Source organism: Cohnella sp., from assembly GCF_041640265.1.
Lineage (GTDB): Bacteria > Bacillota > Bacilli > Paenibacillales > Paenibacillaceae > Cohnella.
Genome location: NZ_JBEQAP010000015.1, coordinates 96887 through 112457, shown reverse-complemented (window position 1 = coordinate 112457; position 15571 = coordinate 96887). Strand labels below are relative to the sequence as shown.

General features: G+C 50.2%; 15 protein-coding genes. 2 read left to right on the top strand and 13 right to left on the bottom strand.

Features of this window, described 5'->3' with window-relative positions:
• Positions 1-149 precede the first annotated feature (149 nt).
• The 11 genes from smc to ACESLK_RS13280 form a co-directional block, all read right to left on the bottom strand.
• Positions 150-3734: a chromosome segregation protein SMC gene (gene smc / locus ACESLK_RS13330; RefSeq protein ID WP_373229970.1), complete on the bottom strand. Its 3585-nt coding sequence runs from the start codon at positions 3732-3734 to the stop codon at positions 150-152.
• A gap of 30 nt (positions 3735-3764) precedes the next feature.
• On the bottom strand, positions 3765-4466 hold the full coding sequence (gene rnc, locus ACESLK_RS13325; RefSeq protein ID WP_373229969.1) for a ribonuclease III: 702 nt from the start codon (positions 4464-4466) through the stop codon (positions 3765-3767).
• 77 nt (positions 4467-4543) lie between these two features.
• Positions 4544-5782, bottom strand: a complete 1239-nt coding sequence (gene fabF / locus ACESLK_RS13320; protein ID WP_373229968.1) for a beta-ketoacyl-ACP synthase II — start codon at positions 5780-5782, stop codon at positions 4544-4546.
• An 82-nt stretch (positions 5783-5864) separates the two neighbouring features.
• The gene (gene acpP / locus ACESLK_RS13315; RefSeq protein WP_115990925.1) at positions 5865-6098 is read right to left on the bottom strand and encodes an acyl carrier protein; all 234 of its coding nucleotides are present in this window, start codon (positions 6096-6098) and stop codon (positions 5865-5867) included.
• Positions 6099-6228: 130 nt separating this feature from the next.
• Positions 6229-6981, bottom strand: coding sequence for a 3-oxoacyl-[acyl-carrier-protein] reductase (fabG, locus tag ACESLK_RS13310; RefSeq protein ID WP_373229966.1), 753 nt, complete (start codon positions 6979-6981; stop codon positions 6229-6231).
• Between the two features lie 39 nt (positions 6982-7020).
• The gene (gene fabD, locus ACESLK_RS13305) at positions 7021-7944 is read right to left on the bottom strand and encodes an ACP S-malonyltransferase (RefSeq protein ID WP_373229965.1); all 924 of its coding nucleotides are present in this window, start codon (positions 7942-7944) and stop codon (positions 7021-7023) included.
• 81 nt (positions 7945-8025) lie between these two features.
• Entirely contained in the window at positions 8026-9012 is a 987-nt protein-coding gene (locus tag ACESLK_RS13300; protein WP_373229964.1) for a beta-ketoacyl-ACP synthase III, read from the bottom strand.
• A gap of 9 nt (positions 9013-9021) precedes the next feature.
• A complete protein-coding gene (gene plsX, locus ACESLK_RS13295) occupies positions 9022-10011 on the bottom strand; it encodes a phosphate acyltransferase PlsX (protein ID WP_373229963.1) in 990 nt (329 codons plus the stop codon).
• Positions 10012-10025: 14 nt separating this feature from the next.
• On the bottom strand, positions 10026-10601 hold the full coding sequence (gene fapR / locus ACESLK_RS13290; RefSeq protein ID WP_373229978.1) for a transcription factor FapR: 576 nt from the start codon (positions 10599-10601) through the stop codon (positions 10026-10028).
• A gap of 158 nt (positions 10602-10759) precedes the next feature.
• Positions 10760-10933 (bottom strand): 50S ribosomal protein L32, encoded by a 174-nt coding sequence (gene rpmF / locus ACESLK_RS13285; RefSeq protein WP_130611889.1) that lies wholly within the window; start codon positions 10931-10933, stop codon positions 10760-10762.
• A 49-nt stretch (positions 10934-10982) separates the two neighbouring features.
• Complete coding sequence (locus ACESLK_RS13280) at positions 10983-11501, bottom strand: YceD family protein (RefSeq protein WP_373229962.1); 519 nt, start codon at positions 11499-11501, stop codon at positions 10983-10985.
• A 191-nt stretch (positions 11502-11692) separates the two neighbouring features.
• Between ACESLK_RS13280 and ACESLK_RS13275 the strand changes: the two genes are divergently transcribed.
• Complete coding sequence (locus ACESLK_RS13275) at positions 11693-12928, top strand: nucleotidyltransferase (protein WP_373229961.1); 1236 nt, start codon at positions 11693-11695, stop codon at positions 12926-12928.
• Between the two features lie 87 nt (positions 12929-13015).
• The gene (locus ACESLK_RS13270; RefSeq protein ID WP_373229960.1) at positions 13016-14269 is read left to right on the top strand and encodes a nucleoside recognition domain-containing protein; all 1254 of its coding nucleotides are present in this window, start codon (positions 13016-13018) and stop codon (positions 14267-14269) included.
• 63 nt (positions 14270-14332) lie between these two features.
• Here ACESLK_RS13270 and coaD read toward each other — a convergent pair whose 3' ends face one another.
• Positions 14333-14875 (bottom strand): pantetheine-phosphate adenylyltransferase, encoded by a 543-nt coding sequence (coaD, locus tag ACESLK_RS13265; RefSeq protein WP_373229959.1) that lies wholly within the window; start codon positions 14873-14875, stop codon positions 14333-14335.
• Positions 14872-15483, bottom strand: a complete 612-nt coding sequence (gene rsmD, locus ACESLK_RS13260) for a 16S rRNA (guanine(966)-N(2))-methyltransferase RsmD (RefSeq protein WP_373229958.1) — start codon at positions 15481-15483, stop codon at positions 14872-14874. Before rsmD ends, coaD begins: the two co-directional genes overlap by 4 nt.
• Positions 15484-15571: the final 88 nt, after the last annotated feature.

Genomic DNA, 15571 nt, shown 5'->3' with positions numbered 1-15571 from the left:
TTAAACTTCATAGTAGAGCATCTCCTAGGATAGAATGTAGTGCCTTCGTGGGGCCTACCTCTATCCTATAGGGGTGCTTCATTATTTACAAAGTGGAAATTTAACGCTCTACAGGAATGCTGAGCTATTGGGATAGCCTCTTAAGTAGATTAAGCGCTCGCGGTCGCAGTCTCTGATACTAAGCTTTCGCCTTCTTCTAAACGGACGGATACAAGCTTTGAGACTCCGCCTTCCTCCATCGTGACTCCATATAACACATCCGCTTCCTCCATCGTACCTTTACGGTGGGTCACGACAATGAACTGAGTGGTATCCGAGAATTCACGCATATATTGAGCATAACGTGCTACGTTCGCTTCATCAAGTGCAGCCTCAACTTCATCTAGTACGCAGAATGGAACGGGCTTTACGTTGAGAATCGCGAATAGAAGTGCGATCGCTGTAAGTGCCCGTTCTCCTCCCGATAAGAGCTGAAGATTCGTCAGCTTCTTGCCAGGCGGCTGGGCAATAATATCGATCCCCGTATCCAGCGGATGATCTGGATCGCTAAGAATGAGATCTGCGCGGCCCCCGCCGAACATTCTGGAGAAGACGACGACAAAATGCTTGCGAATCTCTTCGAAGGTTGTACGGAAGCGCTTGGACATCTCGTCATCCATTTCCTTGATAATTCCATGCAGCTTCGTCTTCGCCTCGATAAGGTCGTTCTCTTGCTCCGACAGGAACTGAAAACGTTCATTTACCCGTTTAAATTCCTCAATCGCTCCCAAATTGACGTCCCCGAGCGATGTCATTTTACGTTTCATATCACGGACTTCGTTCTGAGTGCTAACTATATCCTCCGGAATCGGATAACGTTCCTTCGCCAGCTCGAAGCCGATTTCGTATTCCTCGGTCAGCTTGCGAAGCAGGTTCTCCAGCTCGACATCCATCCGGTTAACGGCGATTTCGGCCTGACGCAGACTTTCCTCGACGCTTCTAAGCTTGGAACGCTGCTCCTTCGTCTCGCCTTCCTTACGCTCGAGATCACGATGCTTCTCCGCGCGGTCTGCCCGTTTAAATTCGATATTCTCGGTAAACTGCTTCTTCTGAAGGCGCAGCTCATTCAAGCGCTCTCTGTGCTCTACGGACTCTTCGGTCGTACGTGCAGTTTCCACATCGTTATGCTCAAGCGACTCCTTGAACTGCTTTCTCTCTGCAGTAAGCCGGGATAGATCTGCACGTTGACGGCTAAACTGCTCGTCCAATGCACTGCGATCCTGCTCCAGCCTAGCAATGGAGATCTTCAAATCCGTAAGCGTAGCTTGCAGCTCCTCTTTAGCGGATACGCTTTTCTTACGCAGCTCCTCCGCCTCACGGATCCGGTTCTGGATCCGCTGCTCATCCTCCGTGAGCTTGGCAAGGCGAGCCTCTGCCTCCTCACGGGTAGATTTAAGCCCGCCTGATTCAGCATCAAAAGCAGCCTTTTCCCCTGCAAGAGCAGAATGCTGCTCCTCCAGCAGCTTCTCATCCTGAAGAAGCTGTCCATGCTCTCCTGCCACTTGCTGCTCCTTGAGGCGTTCTTCCTCCCCTTGATTTCGCAGCATTTCAATATTTTGCGCCGCTTGAGCAAGTTCTTTCTTCAGGTTATCCGCTTCTGCCTTCGCACGTTCTCTTGCCGCTTCAGCTTCCTTGATTTCCCGTTCCAATTCCTCAAGCTGCCGCTGCCGGCCGAGCAGGCTGGACGATTTCTTCTGCAGGCTGCCGCCTGTCATGGAACCGCCGGCGTTTACGATATCTCCGTCCCGAGTAACGACACGGTAACGGTATTGAAGCTTAGACGCAATCCGGTTCGCTTGCTCTAACGTTTCAGAGATTAGAACATTTCCAAGCATGCTGCTGACAACATTCGCATACTTCGCTTCGGCTCCAACCAGCTCCGATCCTACTCCAATGAAGCCATCAGCTTGCTCCAACATCCGGCGATCGCTGTCGGACATATGCCTTGCTCGAATGACATCGAGCGGCAAGAAGGTAGCGCGCCCTGACTGACGTTGCTTCAAATAAGTAATCGCGGTTCGAGAGCACTTCTCATCTTCCATGACAATATGCTGAAGCGCGGCACCGAGTGCCGTTTCAATTGCGGTTTCGAGATGAGCAGGCACACTGACGAGCTCAGCCACAGCTCCATGCACCCCATGCAGATTTCCGCGCTTGGATGCCTTGAGCACCTCGCGGACTCCATGCTGGAAACCGTCGTAATCGTTCTGCAATTCCTTAATTGTATCTCTACGGGATACAAGAGCTTCACGCTTCTGCTCGGAGCGGCGAACAGCTGCTTGAGCTTCCTCCAGCAAACGCTGCAGCTCGCCAGAACGAGCACCTTCCGCTACGTAACGATCACGCACCTCAGTCAGCGTTCTTGTTACAATAGCAAGCTTCTCGTCCAGCACCTCTCGTTTGTCCTTCAATGCCTCGAGCTGCTCACGCCACTTCGCTTCCTCTTCCGTGATCCGCGCTACGCGGCGCTCCAACACCTCGCGCTGCCCTTCACCATAACGAATATCGTTGCGCGCTTGAGCCATCGCGTTTAACGTATCGAACAGCTCCGCTTTAAGCCGCTCCTCCGCCTCCGAGCTGCCATCGGCCAAAGCTAATCTTTCTTCTTCCTCGTAGAGCTTCTTAGATAATAACGCAAGCTCCGTTTCTAACTTCGAGCGCTTGTCCTTCAGAACAATTTCCTCAGCGGAAGCCTGCTCGTATCGTTCCTCAGCGGACGTAAGCGACTGAACCAATCCTTCGCGATTACGCTCCAGATTCGTGCGTCTCTCATTAAGCAGCTCGACATAACCTTCGGATTTCTCGGTTTCTTCACTGCAGCGCAGCAATTCATCCTGGAGTCTCTCCAACAATTCCTCTAAACGGATCAGCGCCTGACGTTCATCCTCCAGAATGGCATCGTGCTTGCTAACGAACGTCGACAACGACATCTGCTCATCGCGAAAAACCGCCAGCTTATCGTTCGTCTGAGTCCAAGAAGTATGTACTCCCTCGATTTGATGAACGTATAGCGCGATTTCTTTATTTTTCAAATCTTCTTTTATTACTTTGTAGGTTTCAGCTTTCTCGGATTGATCCTTGAGCGGAGCAATCTGACCTTCAAGCTCGCTGACCAGATCATGAATCCTGAGCAGGTTACCCTCGGTATCCTCAAGCTTCTTCTGAGCTTCCTTCTTCCGGCTCTTGTACTTGACGATTCCCGAAGCTTCTTCAAAAATACCGCGGCGATCCTCGGAACGCGTACTCAGTATTTCCTCGATTCTTCCTTGTCCAATAATCGAATAGGCTTCCCGACCGATCCCTGTATCCATGAATAGCTCGGTGATGTCCTTGAGCCTGCAGGGCTGCTTGTTGATCAAGTACTCGCTATCCCCGTTGCGGTGGACCCTGCGAGTGACTGTCACTTCGCTGAAATCGAGAGGTAAAGCCTTATCCATATTATCTAACGTCAGAGAAACCTCGCCAAAGTTAACAGCCTTTCGGGTGTCGCTTCCAGCGAAAATAACGTCTTGCATATTGCCCCCGCGGAGAGACTTGGCGCTTTGCTCGCCAAGCACCCAGCGGATGCCGTCTGAGATGTTGCTCTTACCGCTGCCGTTTGGTCCAACCACCGCAGTGATACCGCGAACGAATTCAAGCTCGGTCCGGTCCGCGAATGATTTAAACCCGGCCAGCTCGATTCTTTTCAAAAACATAAGGATAAATTCTCCTCTCGAGTCGGTCGGTTAAACAGGGTATTGCTTAGCTAACGTTGTCAGAGCCTCTGAAGCTGCTTGCTGCTCTGCTTCCTTCTTAGATCTGCCGATTCCTTTGCCCAGACGGTGCTTACCAATGACTACGACAGCGACGAACTCGCGATCATGAGCTGGCCCCCGCTCTTCAACGATGCGATAATCGAGCACTCCCATCGCCAGATGCTGAACCTTCTCCTGCAGCTCTGTCTTGAAGTCCTTAAGCGGCGCTTGCCCGTTCGTAGGAAGTTGAGAGAAGAGGTGAGATTCGAGAAAAGCACGTACGGTATTTAATCCTTGATCCAAATACAGAGCGCCTAAGAACGCCTCGAAAGCGTCCGCAAGCAAAGATGGCCGGGTTCGGCCTCCCGTTTGCTCCTCCCCTTTGCCGAGCAGCACGACCTGCCCGAATTCGAGCGCCTCGGCAAAACGGACAAGCGACGGTTCACAGACGATACTCGCCCGCAAACGGGTTAATTCCCCTTCCGGCGAATCTGGATAGATACCATACAAATATTCTGAAATAGTCAGCTGAAGCACAGCGTCACCTAGAAACTCAAGTCTTTCATTATCCGCCAGACGGGGTCCACGCTGCTCATTCACAAACGAAGTGTGAGTGAAAGCTTGCCTAAGAAGCGCAGGATTATGAAAATTAATATTCAAACGCTGTTGTAGTTGCTGGAAATTATCGCTCATTAGATCACCTCAAATGGTGCCATGAAAACAATCGACGCAGGCGGCATAAGCCGCCTGCGTCGACGTTCACACGCTCATTAAGCTTCATATTTACGCATGATGACAGTAGCGTTATGACCGCCAAACCCGAAGGAGTTCGACATTGCCACACGTACATCCGCTTGCCTAGGCGTATTTGGTACATAATCCAAATCGCATTCCGGATCTTGATTATCAAGATTTATCGTCGGGGGGATTATCCCTTTTTGAAGCGTTAAACCAATAATAACCGCTTCCACACCGCCGGCAGCCCCGAGCAAGTGTCCAGTCATTGACTTTGTCGAGCTTACCGCCAGCTTATAAGCGTGATCGCCGAAAGCTTTCTTGATCGCGGTTGTCTCAGACTTGTCGCCAACGCCCGTAGAAGTTCCATGTGCATTAATATATTGGATTTCCTCAGGCTTGATTCCGGCATCGTTGAGTGATTTCTTCATACAACGGGCTGCGCCTTCCGGATCAGGATCAGTCATGTGATGTGCGTCACCGCTCATACCGTAACCAATAACCTCGGCATAGATATCAGCGCCTCTCTGCAGAGCATGCTCGAGAGATTCTAGAATCAAAACACCCGCGCCTTCGCCCATTACGAAACCGTCGCGATCCGTATCGAACGGACGACTAGCTTTCTCAGGCTCGTCATTGCGGGTACTCATGGCTCTCATCGCGCAGAACCCTGCCATTCCGATTGGCCGAATAGTCGCTTCCGCACCGCCGCAAATCATGACATCGGCATCTCCGCGCTGGATCATCTTAAAGCTATCGCCTATAGAATGCGTACCCGTAGCACATGCCGATACAGCAGCCGAATTCGGACCCTTGGCTCCTGTGCTGATCGACACTTGACCGCTGGCCATATTGGCAATCATCATCGGAATAAAGAAAGGACTTACGCGACGCGGACCTTTCTCCATAAGCACGGTGTGCTGCTCTTCCCAAGTACCCAAACCGCCGATACCCGATCCAACTACGACGCCAACCCGCTCAGGATCGGCATTCTCGCCAATGACCAGCTTCGAATCTTCCAGAGCAAGCTTACTGGCCACAACGCCGAACTGCACGAAACGATCCATCTTACGCAATTCTTTCTTGTCGATATAAGCAGAAGGATCCCAATTCTTGATTTCCGCCGCTATTTTCGTTGTATATTCGGTTGTATCAAAAGCTTCGATTGTACTAATACCCGATTTGCCTTCTAACAAATTGTTCCAAAAGGTAGGCAAGTCGGTTCCGAGGGATGTAACAACCCCCATACCCGTTACAACAACACGTTGTTTCAAAATCAAATTCACCTCTTCAGGGTAAAAGACGCTAAAATGTGCAGAAGTCCCGTCACAATAACGGGACCCGGTTTTTGATCATTTACGCATGAGATTGTATGTATTTAACGACTTCTCCCACGGTTGTGATCTTCTCTGCATCCTCATCTGAAATCTCCAAGTCGAATTCGTCTTCGAGTTCCATTACGAGTTCTACCACATCGAGAGAGTCAGCGCCTAAGTCGTCTTTAAAGGATGCTTCGGCTGTTACCTCAGCCTCTTCAACACCCAGGCGTTCGATAACGATGCGTTTAACACGTTCTTGTACATCGGACATCCGGTTCACCTCCCTTAACGTATTATACGTGAATCATGGACAAAAAGCCATAGATGCATCATACGCTAACCGTATGATTACATGCAATAAACGATAGCAATTTGTTGCATAACTATCGAATTTGCATCGCTTACATGTACATCCCGCCATCGACATGAATCGTTTGGCCGGTCATGTAAGATGCAGCATCGGAAGCTAGGTAAATAACGGCCGCCGCGATGTCCTCGGGACGGCCCATACGGCCGATCGGTATTCCCGCAAGAAGCTTTTCCCGATATTCTTCGGGAAGCTTATCTGTCATATCCGATTCAATGAATCCTGGAGCTACGGCATTAACCGTAATTCCCCGGGACGCCAGTTCCTTGGCGGCAGACTTCGTCAATCCGATGACACCTGCTTTAGCGGCCACATAATTAGCCTGTCCTGCGTTACCTAATACGCCGACGACAGATGAAATATTGATGATGCGGCCGGAACGCTGCTTCATCATCGAACGCGTCACGGCTTTTAAGCCATTAAACACGCCCTTCAAGTTCGTCTCGATAACCTCGTCGAACTCTTCTTCTTTCATTCTCATTATGAGGTTGTCGCGAGTGATTCCTGCATTATTCACAAGAATGTCAAGCTTCCCGAAGGCTTGAATCGCTTGGGAAACCATCGCATCGAATTCAGCTGCTTTGCCGACATTCGCCTTAACCATGATTGCTTTGCGCCCAAGCGCTTCGACCGCTTTGACGGTTTCTACTGCCGCCGCCTCATTACCGGAGTAATTAATGGCAACATCGGCACCCGCTTCGGCGAGTCCGATCGCAATCGCCTTGCCGATCCCGCGGGATGCTCCGGTGACAAGCGCGCTCTTACCCATTAAGTCCCAGTTCGCCATGTTTCATTCACCCTCTCGTCCATTGTCGCTGTTTCAGCTTCATAGTGCAACTGCAGCTGCCTCTGCACTATTTACTGAAATCACCTGTACAGACTTATCAATCTTCTTAATAAGTCCGGCTAATACCGTACCAGAGCCGATTTCAACGAAGGTATCAACGCCTTCGCCGATCAAATATCTGATCGTATCCTCCCAGAGCACAGGCGACACCACTTGCTTCACAAGAAGTTCACGCAGCTCTTCCCCTGAAGTAACTGGCGACGCGTGCACATTAGCGATAACGGGAACCAAAGCTGAGTTGAAGGTTACTTTGGACAGCTCCTCAGAGAGTAAATCCGCTGCAGGCTGCATCATCGAGGAATGAAAAGGTCCGCTTACATCAAGCGGGATCACTCTTTTCGCACCTGCTTCCTTACCCCGTTCAACAAGCTCTGCAACCCCATTCGCTGATCCTGAGACTACGATTTGTCCTGGACAGTTCACGTTCGCGAGCTCAACAAGCCCGCTATTCGCCGTAATGCTCGCGCAAAGCCCTTGTAAGGCCTCACGTTCTGCTCCTAGCACAGCTGCCATAGCACCTTGACCGCCTGGAACCGCTCGCTCCATGAATTGACCTCGCAATCTTACTAAGCGAAGGGCATCATCGAAAGTGAGCACACCTGCAGCAACAAGAGCGCTGTATTCTCCTAGGGAATGACCGGCAACGAAGTCCGGCTTCACCTTTGTTTCTTTGTACATTTCGAGTAATGCGATGCTTGTTGCAAGCAAAGCAGGCTGCGTATTGGCCGTTTGGCGCAGCTCTTCATCAGGACCATCGAAAGCTAGCTTAGAAAGCGAGAAGCCAAGCACCTCATCCGCATGATCAAAGACAGCACGTGCAGCTGCATGACTCTCGTAAGCATCCTTCCCCATCCCAACGGCTTGAGCACCTTGGCCGGGAAATACAAATGCAATTTTACCCAATTTGAATCCTCCCAAATAAATTGGCTTCGTCGTCTACAGGACGGCGATACACCTTTATATCATGCTACCGAATAAGACAAGCTACCAAACCAAGACAGAAGCGCCCCAGGTCAAGCCCCCGCCGAAACCGACGAGCACTAAGCGATCCCCTTCACTCACGCGGCCTTCTTCGACCGCTTCCGCAAGGGCAACCGGTATCGATGCCGAGGACATATTCCCGTAACGATCCAGGTTAATCGCGGCCTTCTCCTCCGGCAAATCCAATCTTTCTAATGCAGATTGAATGATACGAATATTTGCTTGATGAGGAATAAGAAGATCAATATCGGCTTTGTCAATTCCTGCAGCCGCTAAAGCTTCCTCCGCCGCACTGCCCATTACCCGCACTGCGAACTTAAACACGTCCCGACCGTTCATCTCGATGAAATGACGTCGTTCCGTTACGCTTTGCTCCGTAGAAGGCACGCGAGATCCGCCGCCGCAAATTCTCAGAAGATCACCGCCTGCTCCATCAGCTCCCAGCTTAAACGATTTGAAGCCGCGTCCTTCCGGAACCTCGCCAAGGACGACGGCTCCAGCTCCGTCACCGAATAAGATGCAGGTATTGCGATCTGTATAATCCGTAATTCTGGATAGGCATTCCGCACCGACAACGAGCACATAACGATACATCCCCGTTGCGATAAAGCCTGCAGCATTCGCTAGACCATAGATAAACCCAGAGCAAGCTGCGGATAAATCGAATGCTGCCGCTTTTTTAGCGCCAAGCTTCTCTTGCAGGATACAGGCCGTTGAAGGAAAGAACATATCCGGTGTAATTGTCGCGACAACAATCAGATCCAATTGATCCGCCGTAATTCCGGCGGCTTCGAGTGCTCTTATGGACGCTTCATAAGCCAAATCGGATGTCGCTTGGCTTGATTCAGCAATCCTTCTTTCCCGAATACCCGTACGGCTAACAATCCATTCTTCGTTCGTCTCGACCATCTGTTCTAATTCTTTGTTTGTTAAACGGCGTTCCGGAACGTATTTACCCGTACCGAGAATACCGACAGAAGTTCCCATCATAGACTTCTCTCACTTTCCGCTGAATTCATCTGCAAGCGCCGCTATTAGCCCGTTCCCGATCGCTGTTCGTGTTTGTCTGATCGCCGTCTTCATAGCTTTGGCATCCGAGGATCCATGCCCTTTAACGACTAACCCGTTTACACCGAGCAACGGTGCTCCGTTGTGTTCATTATAATCCATTCTATCCCTCACTCGCCGAAAGTTAGGTTTAAGAACACCAGCAGCCAGCTTTGACTTAAAAGATGAGGTTAATTCCTCGCGCAGCAGCTTAAATATCGTGGAAGCCGCGCCTTCCATCGCCTTAAGCAATATATTTCCCGAAAACCCGTCACATACGAGTACATCACACGAACGATCTAACACGTCGCGAGCTTCAACATTTCCAACAAAGTTGATCGGAGCCTTCTCAAGCAGTTCATAAGCGGCTTTGGTTAATTCGCTGCCCTTAGATGCTTCCGTGCCGACATTAAGCAATCCAACGCGCGGTTCTTTAATCCCATGAACCTTGTTGCGGTAGAGGCTTCCCATCAATGCATACTGCAGCAGGTGCTCCGGCTTCGCATCCATGTTCGCGCCCATATCCAGCGCCAGCACACCTACGTTATCTAAGCTCGGGAACATCGGCGCAAGGCCAGGGCGTTCAATCCCCTTAAGCCTGCCGACTACAAGAAGCCCTAAAGCCATTAAAGCACCTGTATTTCCTGCGGATATCATAGCATCCGCTCTTCCTTCTTTAACCATTCGGCCTGCCACAACCATAGAAGAATCCGTTTTACGACGAACAGCTTTAACGGGCTCATCATCGTTACCAATAATCTCCATGGCAGCCTCTATAGAAACATTAGAAGGAGGAGCATTGCCAATCAGCGGCTGAAGCACTCCCGGATTTCCAACTAATATGATGTGAGTATCCGGCCATTCGATTGCTGCCGCCAAAGCACTTTCAACATGCGCGTGCGGCGCATGATCTCCGCCCATCGCATCAATCGCAATCCGCATGAGCTCCACTCCTTTTATGTTTTAGATTCCCCTGCGGATCGATAAATGACGAAGTTTCCTTGAAAAACCATCTCTTCGCCAACATATGTAAACACTTCAACTTTAGCTTTCCCTTTAAGTTCCCCGCTCGCTCTGACATATGCTTTCGCAATACATTTCTCGCCAAGCCGCGCCGGTCGTACAAAGCGAATATCCGCTGATGACGTTAAGGCGATCTCATCGTTAATTACCGCTACCGCAAGAGAGTTGGCTTGCGCGAAAACATGATGCCCCCGAGCAATACCCGTGCGGGAGAATACGTGCTCATCACTTATTTCAAATAACGAGATCCCGCTCTTATCCAGCTGAAGATCTAAGATGTCTCCAATCACTTCATGCAAAGGCAAGGATCGAACAGAGTCATACGAGCGCTCCGCCATTAGCTTAAGCCTTTCCCGCAGTTCCGGTATAGCCAGCTCCAAACGGTCCAAACGAATCGTCTGTATGCTGACTTTCAGCTGTCTTGTTAGTTCCCGGTCGGTGAGAAACGGATTCTCATCCAACAATTGAATTAGCTGCTGGTGACGCTGACGTTTGGGAAGCCGTTCCAATCTCACCACCGCTTTCTTTTATGAATAACCTTTAATACCTGGTGCCAAAAAATGATTAAAGAAAAACGCGTCCGTATGCAACAACCGCGAGTAACGTCATAGTCGACTGTGAAACAGTCGATTAAACCCCGCCGCCGAGAATCCAGACGCGCTAAATCTTATTGCTTAATAATTTCGCGTGATTTGTACGTACCGCAAACCTTACATACACGGTGCGAAATTTTCAATTCGCCACATTGTTCACATTTCACCATGCCTGGAACGACCAATTTAAAGTGCGTCCGGCGCTTGTTCTTGCGAGCTTTCGATGTCTTTGCAAAAGGTACTGCCAATGCTAACACCTCCTTATCAGAATCGAATAACGCGGCTTATACAACCGTGCTATTCTTGCTGAGGTTTAAACCAATCTTGGAGCGCTGCCAGGCGGGGGTCAACAACCACCGTATCGCAGCCGCAGGATTGTTCATTCCAATTTGTTCCGCACTTCGGACACAGCCCTTTGCAATCTTCCTTGCAAAGAGGTGCATACGGCAGCTGGACCACTAGCTCTTCCGCCAAGAATGGCGCAAGATCAATCCGCTCACCTGTAATCGGCACGGCTTCGTCATCAGCATTCATCTCAACATTACCGTCTTCAACGATTCGAAATTGTTCCTCGAAAGGAATATCAATCTTCTCCTCAATGGGATCCAAGCAACGCGAGCACTGCATTCCAACACTACAGGAAATCTGGCCCGAGACTAGAATTCTATCATCCGCAGCTCGTGCATTCACATCGAATTCCAGCGGTCCGAGCGGGTTGTATTCGGGGCTATTCCGAAATATTTCCTTAGTGTCGAGAGTTCCTTGCAGTTGAACCGGCTCCTGCCGGGTTACAAGTTCCTGAACTTTTATCAACAATGATATCACTCCAAACAGACAAAAATTATTATATCGATTTTAAGGCGGTCTTGTCAATGATTTTTGCCATGAACCCCCATAAACATCATTATTCCATCTTCTTCCCTAGATTATCAAAATAGCAACCCATGACCCTGCATGTTATATTTAAATCCAAGGAATTTCACCATTAATCGGTAAAGGAGCCCGCTATGTCCACTGTCGGAGTCATTGTAGAATATAATCCCTTACACAACGGTCATCTCTTTCACCTGCAGCAATCTAAAAAAATAACGGGCTCGGACAACGTCGTTGCGGTGATGAGCGGTCATTTCCTGCAGCGCGGAGAGCCTGCTCTCGCTGATAAATGGGCACGGGCAGAGATGGCCCTGCATGCAGGCTGCGACCTTGTACTGGAGCTGCCTGTCGCTTATAGTGCACAGCCTGCCCAATGGTTTGCCTACGGAGCAGTATCCCTGCTCGAAGCTACCGGAGTCGTTGATTCGATTTGCTTCGGGAGCGAAAGCGGCGATTTGGATTCGCTTATGCTGATGGCATCATTATTAGCGGACGAGCCGCCGGCATTCGCAGCCCTTCTAGCAACGAAGCTTAAGGAAGGGCTGCCTTATCCTTCGGCCTTCACGGCCGCCGCTAAAGCTTATTTGCAGGACCAAGGAATGGGTGAAATTGCTTTCTCTCTTGAACAGCCTAACCATACGTTAGGTCTTCACTATTTGATATCTTTACGGAAAATAAATAGCAGGATAGCTCCATATACGCTGCGCAGGGAGAAATCTGAATATAACCAAGCCGATATTACAGACGGCCAGATTGCTAGCGCAACAGCGCTGCGCAAGCTTCTGTTAGGCGAATTTGGATCGCTTGAGCAGCTAACCCCCTTTGCTCCGCCATCAACTATTGAAATCCTCCGCCGCGAGATGAACGCCGGACGCGCACCGGTTCACTGGGAGCATTTTGCCCGTCCGCTCTTTCATGAGCTGCTGCGTCTAGATGAAGCGGATATCGCCTCTTATGCGGAGGTGACTGAGGGTTTAGAATATCGCATTAAAAAGGTGCTGCCGGCATTACAGAAGCTAACCGTATTTGAGCTGCTGCAAGCGCTGAAAACCAAAAGATACACCCATACGAAGCTGCAGAGAATGCTTTTGCGAATATTGCTTGGCCACCATAAGGAAAAGCTGACTGCGCAGAGGCTTGCCACAGGTATCGATTATATTCGTGTACTCGGATTCAGCGAACGTGGTCAGCGGCTGCTTCACGAGATGCGCACGAAAGCCGCTATTCCAGTTATCACTTCTGCTGCACGTATTGCTTCCCCCTATCTGGCTATGGACGCCCGTGCGACAGCCGTATATTCTCTAGCTTTCGACAAAGCTGATCCCTCGGCTGCCATGCGCGATTACACAAAACCACCGATTCGAATCTGAGTTTATGCTCAATCTGGACAAGAAGGTCTAACCCTCCCTCGCGGGGCGTACATTGTAATGTATTTCCGTACGGGAGGTTGTGTGGTTATGGTTAAAGCGAAGCGACGGAAAAGCTCTGCCTTCCTCTCCGTTCTTCTTGGGGTATCGGCACTTTTAGTCGTAGTTGGAATTGTTTATTCACCTGGCGAATCCTTCCGTGCATCCTTGTCGGGCTTGCAGATCTGGTGGCAGAACGTCTTTCCTGGTTTGCTGCCTCCTCTAATACTAGCCGAATTACTGGCTGCTTCTGGCATGCTGCATGGGATGTCTACCTTGGCGGAGCCGCTGACACGCGGATTGTTCCGTTTACCCGGCGCATCAGGCTGGGCGATCGCATTCGGCTGGTCCGCCGGCATACCCGCAGGAGCTAAAGAAACAGCGCGCCTGCGGGAAAACGGTATGCTCCATGAGGAGGATGTAGATACTGTCCTCCTTGTTTCCCATTTACCCAATCCTTTTCTTATTGTGCTTGTCATTGGTTACGGTTTTCTGCAGTCTCCTGAGCTGGGATGGGCGATAGCATTGGGGTTATGGTTATCGGCCCTCGCATCCGGGTTTCTATGGGCAAGGCTTACGAAGCCTAAGAAACCTAAAGTGCCGCAAATCCCGTTGAGCGAGCCCCGGGCATTATTGCGAAGAGCTTTGCGAGCCGCAGTTGATGCAAGGAAAGAAGACGGACGCCCGTTCGGCAAACAATTAGCGGATTCCGTCACAAACTCTGTAGGGACGCTGATGACACTAGGCGGTCTGATGATGATGAGTGCCGTTGTCATCCGATTAATTCAGCTGTCTTTCCCCGGAAACGATATATGGCTCGCCATTCCCGGCGTCTACGAGATGCATCTGGGGGCATTCGAGAGCAGTCGCTCCACGCTTTTCACTTCTGCACCCGCACAAGCCGCTGCGCTCCTTGCAGCTGCCCTTGCCTGGAGCGGCTGGAGCGGTCTCCTGCAAGCGCGCGCAGCTTTCGGCACAGCTTCTTCCTTTCCCTGGAGCAGAGTCATTGTCAGCCGTCTAATGCATGGTGCACTCGCTATACTGATCACCTATCCGTTGGCATTAGCAGCCCTGTCTTCTCCAATGAAAAGCTTCGCTGCAGGGATATGGCCAGATCCTTGGCTTGCAGTGAACGCTTGGGCAGCTGAGAGCCCGATGCCAAGCGGCTGGAGACATCTGTCTGAAACCCTAATGATAGCTTTTGTCACTTTTGGCGTCTTCTTGTTATTAGCCTTGTTCGCCGTAGTCGTCCGTCCGAAATCTCCTTACAAGCGTGATGACACTCCTCCTCCGCCCAACTCTTAATCACCGGACAGTAAAAAGGAGCTCACGCCTATATTTAAGGCGTGAGCTCCTTTTGTTGTTTTGCTAACTGCCAATTGTACTGCTCGTGTCCGTATTTGCTGCATATTTCCGCTGCAAGGCGACCTCAACAGCCGGTGGCACTAAGTCCTGCACGGGTCCATTAAACTTTGCAATTTCTTTGACAATACTTGAGCTTAGGTAAGAATACTTAGGATTCGTCATCATAAAGACCGTTTCGATACCTTCGTCCAATTGCCGATTTGTAGATGCCATCTGAAGCTCGTACTCGAAGTCCGTAACGGACCTAATCCCTCGAACAATTACTTGTGCCTGTTTTGAACGCATATAACGCACCAATAAATCTCGGAAGCTGTCAATCTCCACATTAGGCAAATCGCGAGTCACTTCAGCCAGCAATTCCTTTCTTTCTTTGACACTGAACAACGGGCTCTTCGTCGTATTATTCAGCACCGCGACAATGACGAGATCGAACTGCTTAGCCGCACGCCGAATGATATCCAAATGTCCGAAGGTGACGGGGTCAAAGCTGCCAGGATAAACGGCAATCCGGTATTCATGTTCCAAGCGCGTCTGATGAGGGCTCATGGTCTGTCCTCCTCCTTCGATTCCGAAGAGGGAGCAGCTTCCTCCGTCTCGGCTGGTTTCTGATAGCGATAGATGGATAAAGCAATTTCACCGTAAACCGCATACCTCGTACGATGAAATCCGTCGAAATTATCACGATACAGGACATTCGGATGGTGTTCTACGACCGCAACAGCGCCTTCCTCCACTAAGCCTCTTGATGCCAGATCCACCAATAATTCATCACAATCTTTCATTATATAAGGCGGGTCTAGAAAGATTAGATTAAAAGGCTTCCCTGCACGCTCAAGTAGCTTTAAGGCTCTGCGAGCATCATTCCGATAAACCTCGGCATGATCACCCAATCGCGTTGATTGTAGGTTTCGACGGATGATATCTATGCTTTGGGAATTAGAGTCTATAAAAACGGCATGTCCGGCCCCGCGGCTAAGCGCTTCAATTCCCAACCCCCCCGTACCGGCGAATAAGTCGAGAACTCGCTCCTCGTCAAAATAAGGTCCGATCATACTAAATAGAGATTCTTTAACTTTGTCCGTTGTCGGACGAGTGTTGCTGCCTGGAACCGCCTTTAATGGATGTCCCTTGGCTTGTCCTGATATGACTCGCACGTCTTCAACCCCTGCATGTCGATCAATGATGGTTATTGTTTCCTGATAGATTAACTGGTGTTATGTTACCACAAACTAAAGGTTTACA

Coding starts and splice junctions, on each gene's coding strand:
- acpP (WP_115990925.1), bottom strand. CDS start 6,098: ATGTCCGATGTACAAGAACGTGTTAAACGCATCGTTATCGAACGCCTG.
- smc (WP_373229970.1), bottom strand. CDS start 3,734: ATGTTTTTGAAAAGAATCGAGCTGGCCGGGTTTAAATCATTCGCGGAC.
- plsX (WP_373229963.1), bottom strand. CDS start 10,011: ATGCGGATTGCGATTGATGCGATGGGCGGAGATCATGCGCCGCACGCG.
- ACESLK_RS13270 (WP_373229960.1), top strand. CDS start 13,016: ATGGTTAAAGCGAAGCGACGGAAAAGCTCTGCCTTCCTCTCCGTTCTT.
- rnc (WP_373229969.1), bottom strand. CDS start 4,466: ATGAGCGATAATTTCCAGCAACTACAACAGCGTTTGAATATTAATTTT.
- coaD (WP_373229959.1), bottom strand. CDS start 14,875: ATGAGCCCTCATCAGACGCGCTTGGAACATGAATACCGGATTGCCGTT.
- fabG (WP_373229966.1), bottom strand. CDS start 6,981: ATGGCGAACTGGGACTTAATGGGTAAGAGCGCGCTTGTCACCGGAGCA.
- ACESLK_RS13275 (WP_373229961.1), top strand. CDS start 11,693: ATGTCCACTGTCGGAGTCATTGTAGAATATAATCCCTTACACAACGGT.
- ACESLK_RS13300 (WP_373229964.1), bottom strand. CDS start 9,012: ATGATGGGAACTTCTGTCGGTATTCTCGGTACGGGTAAATACGTTCCG.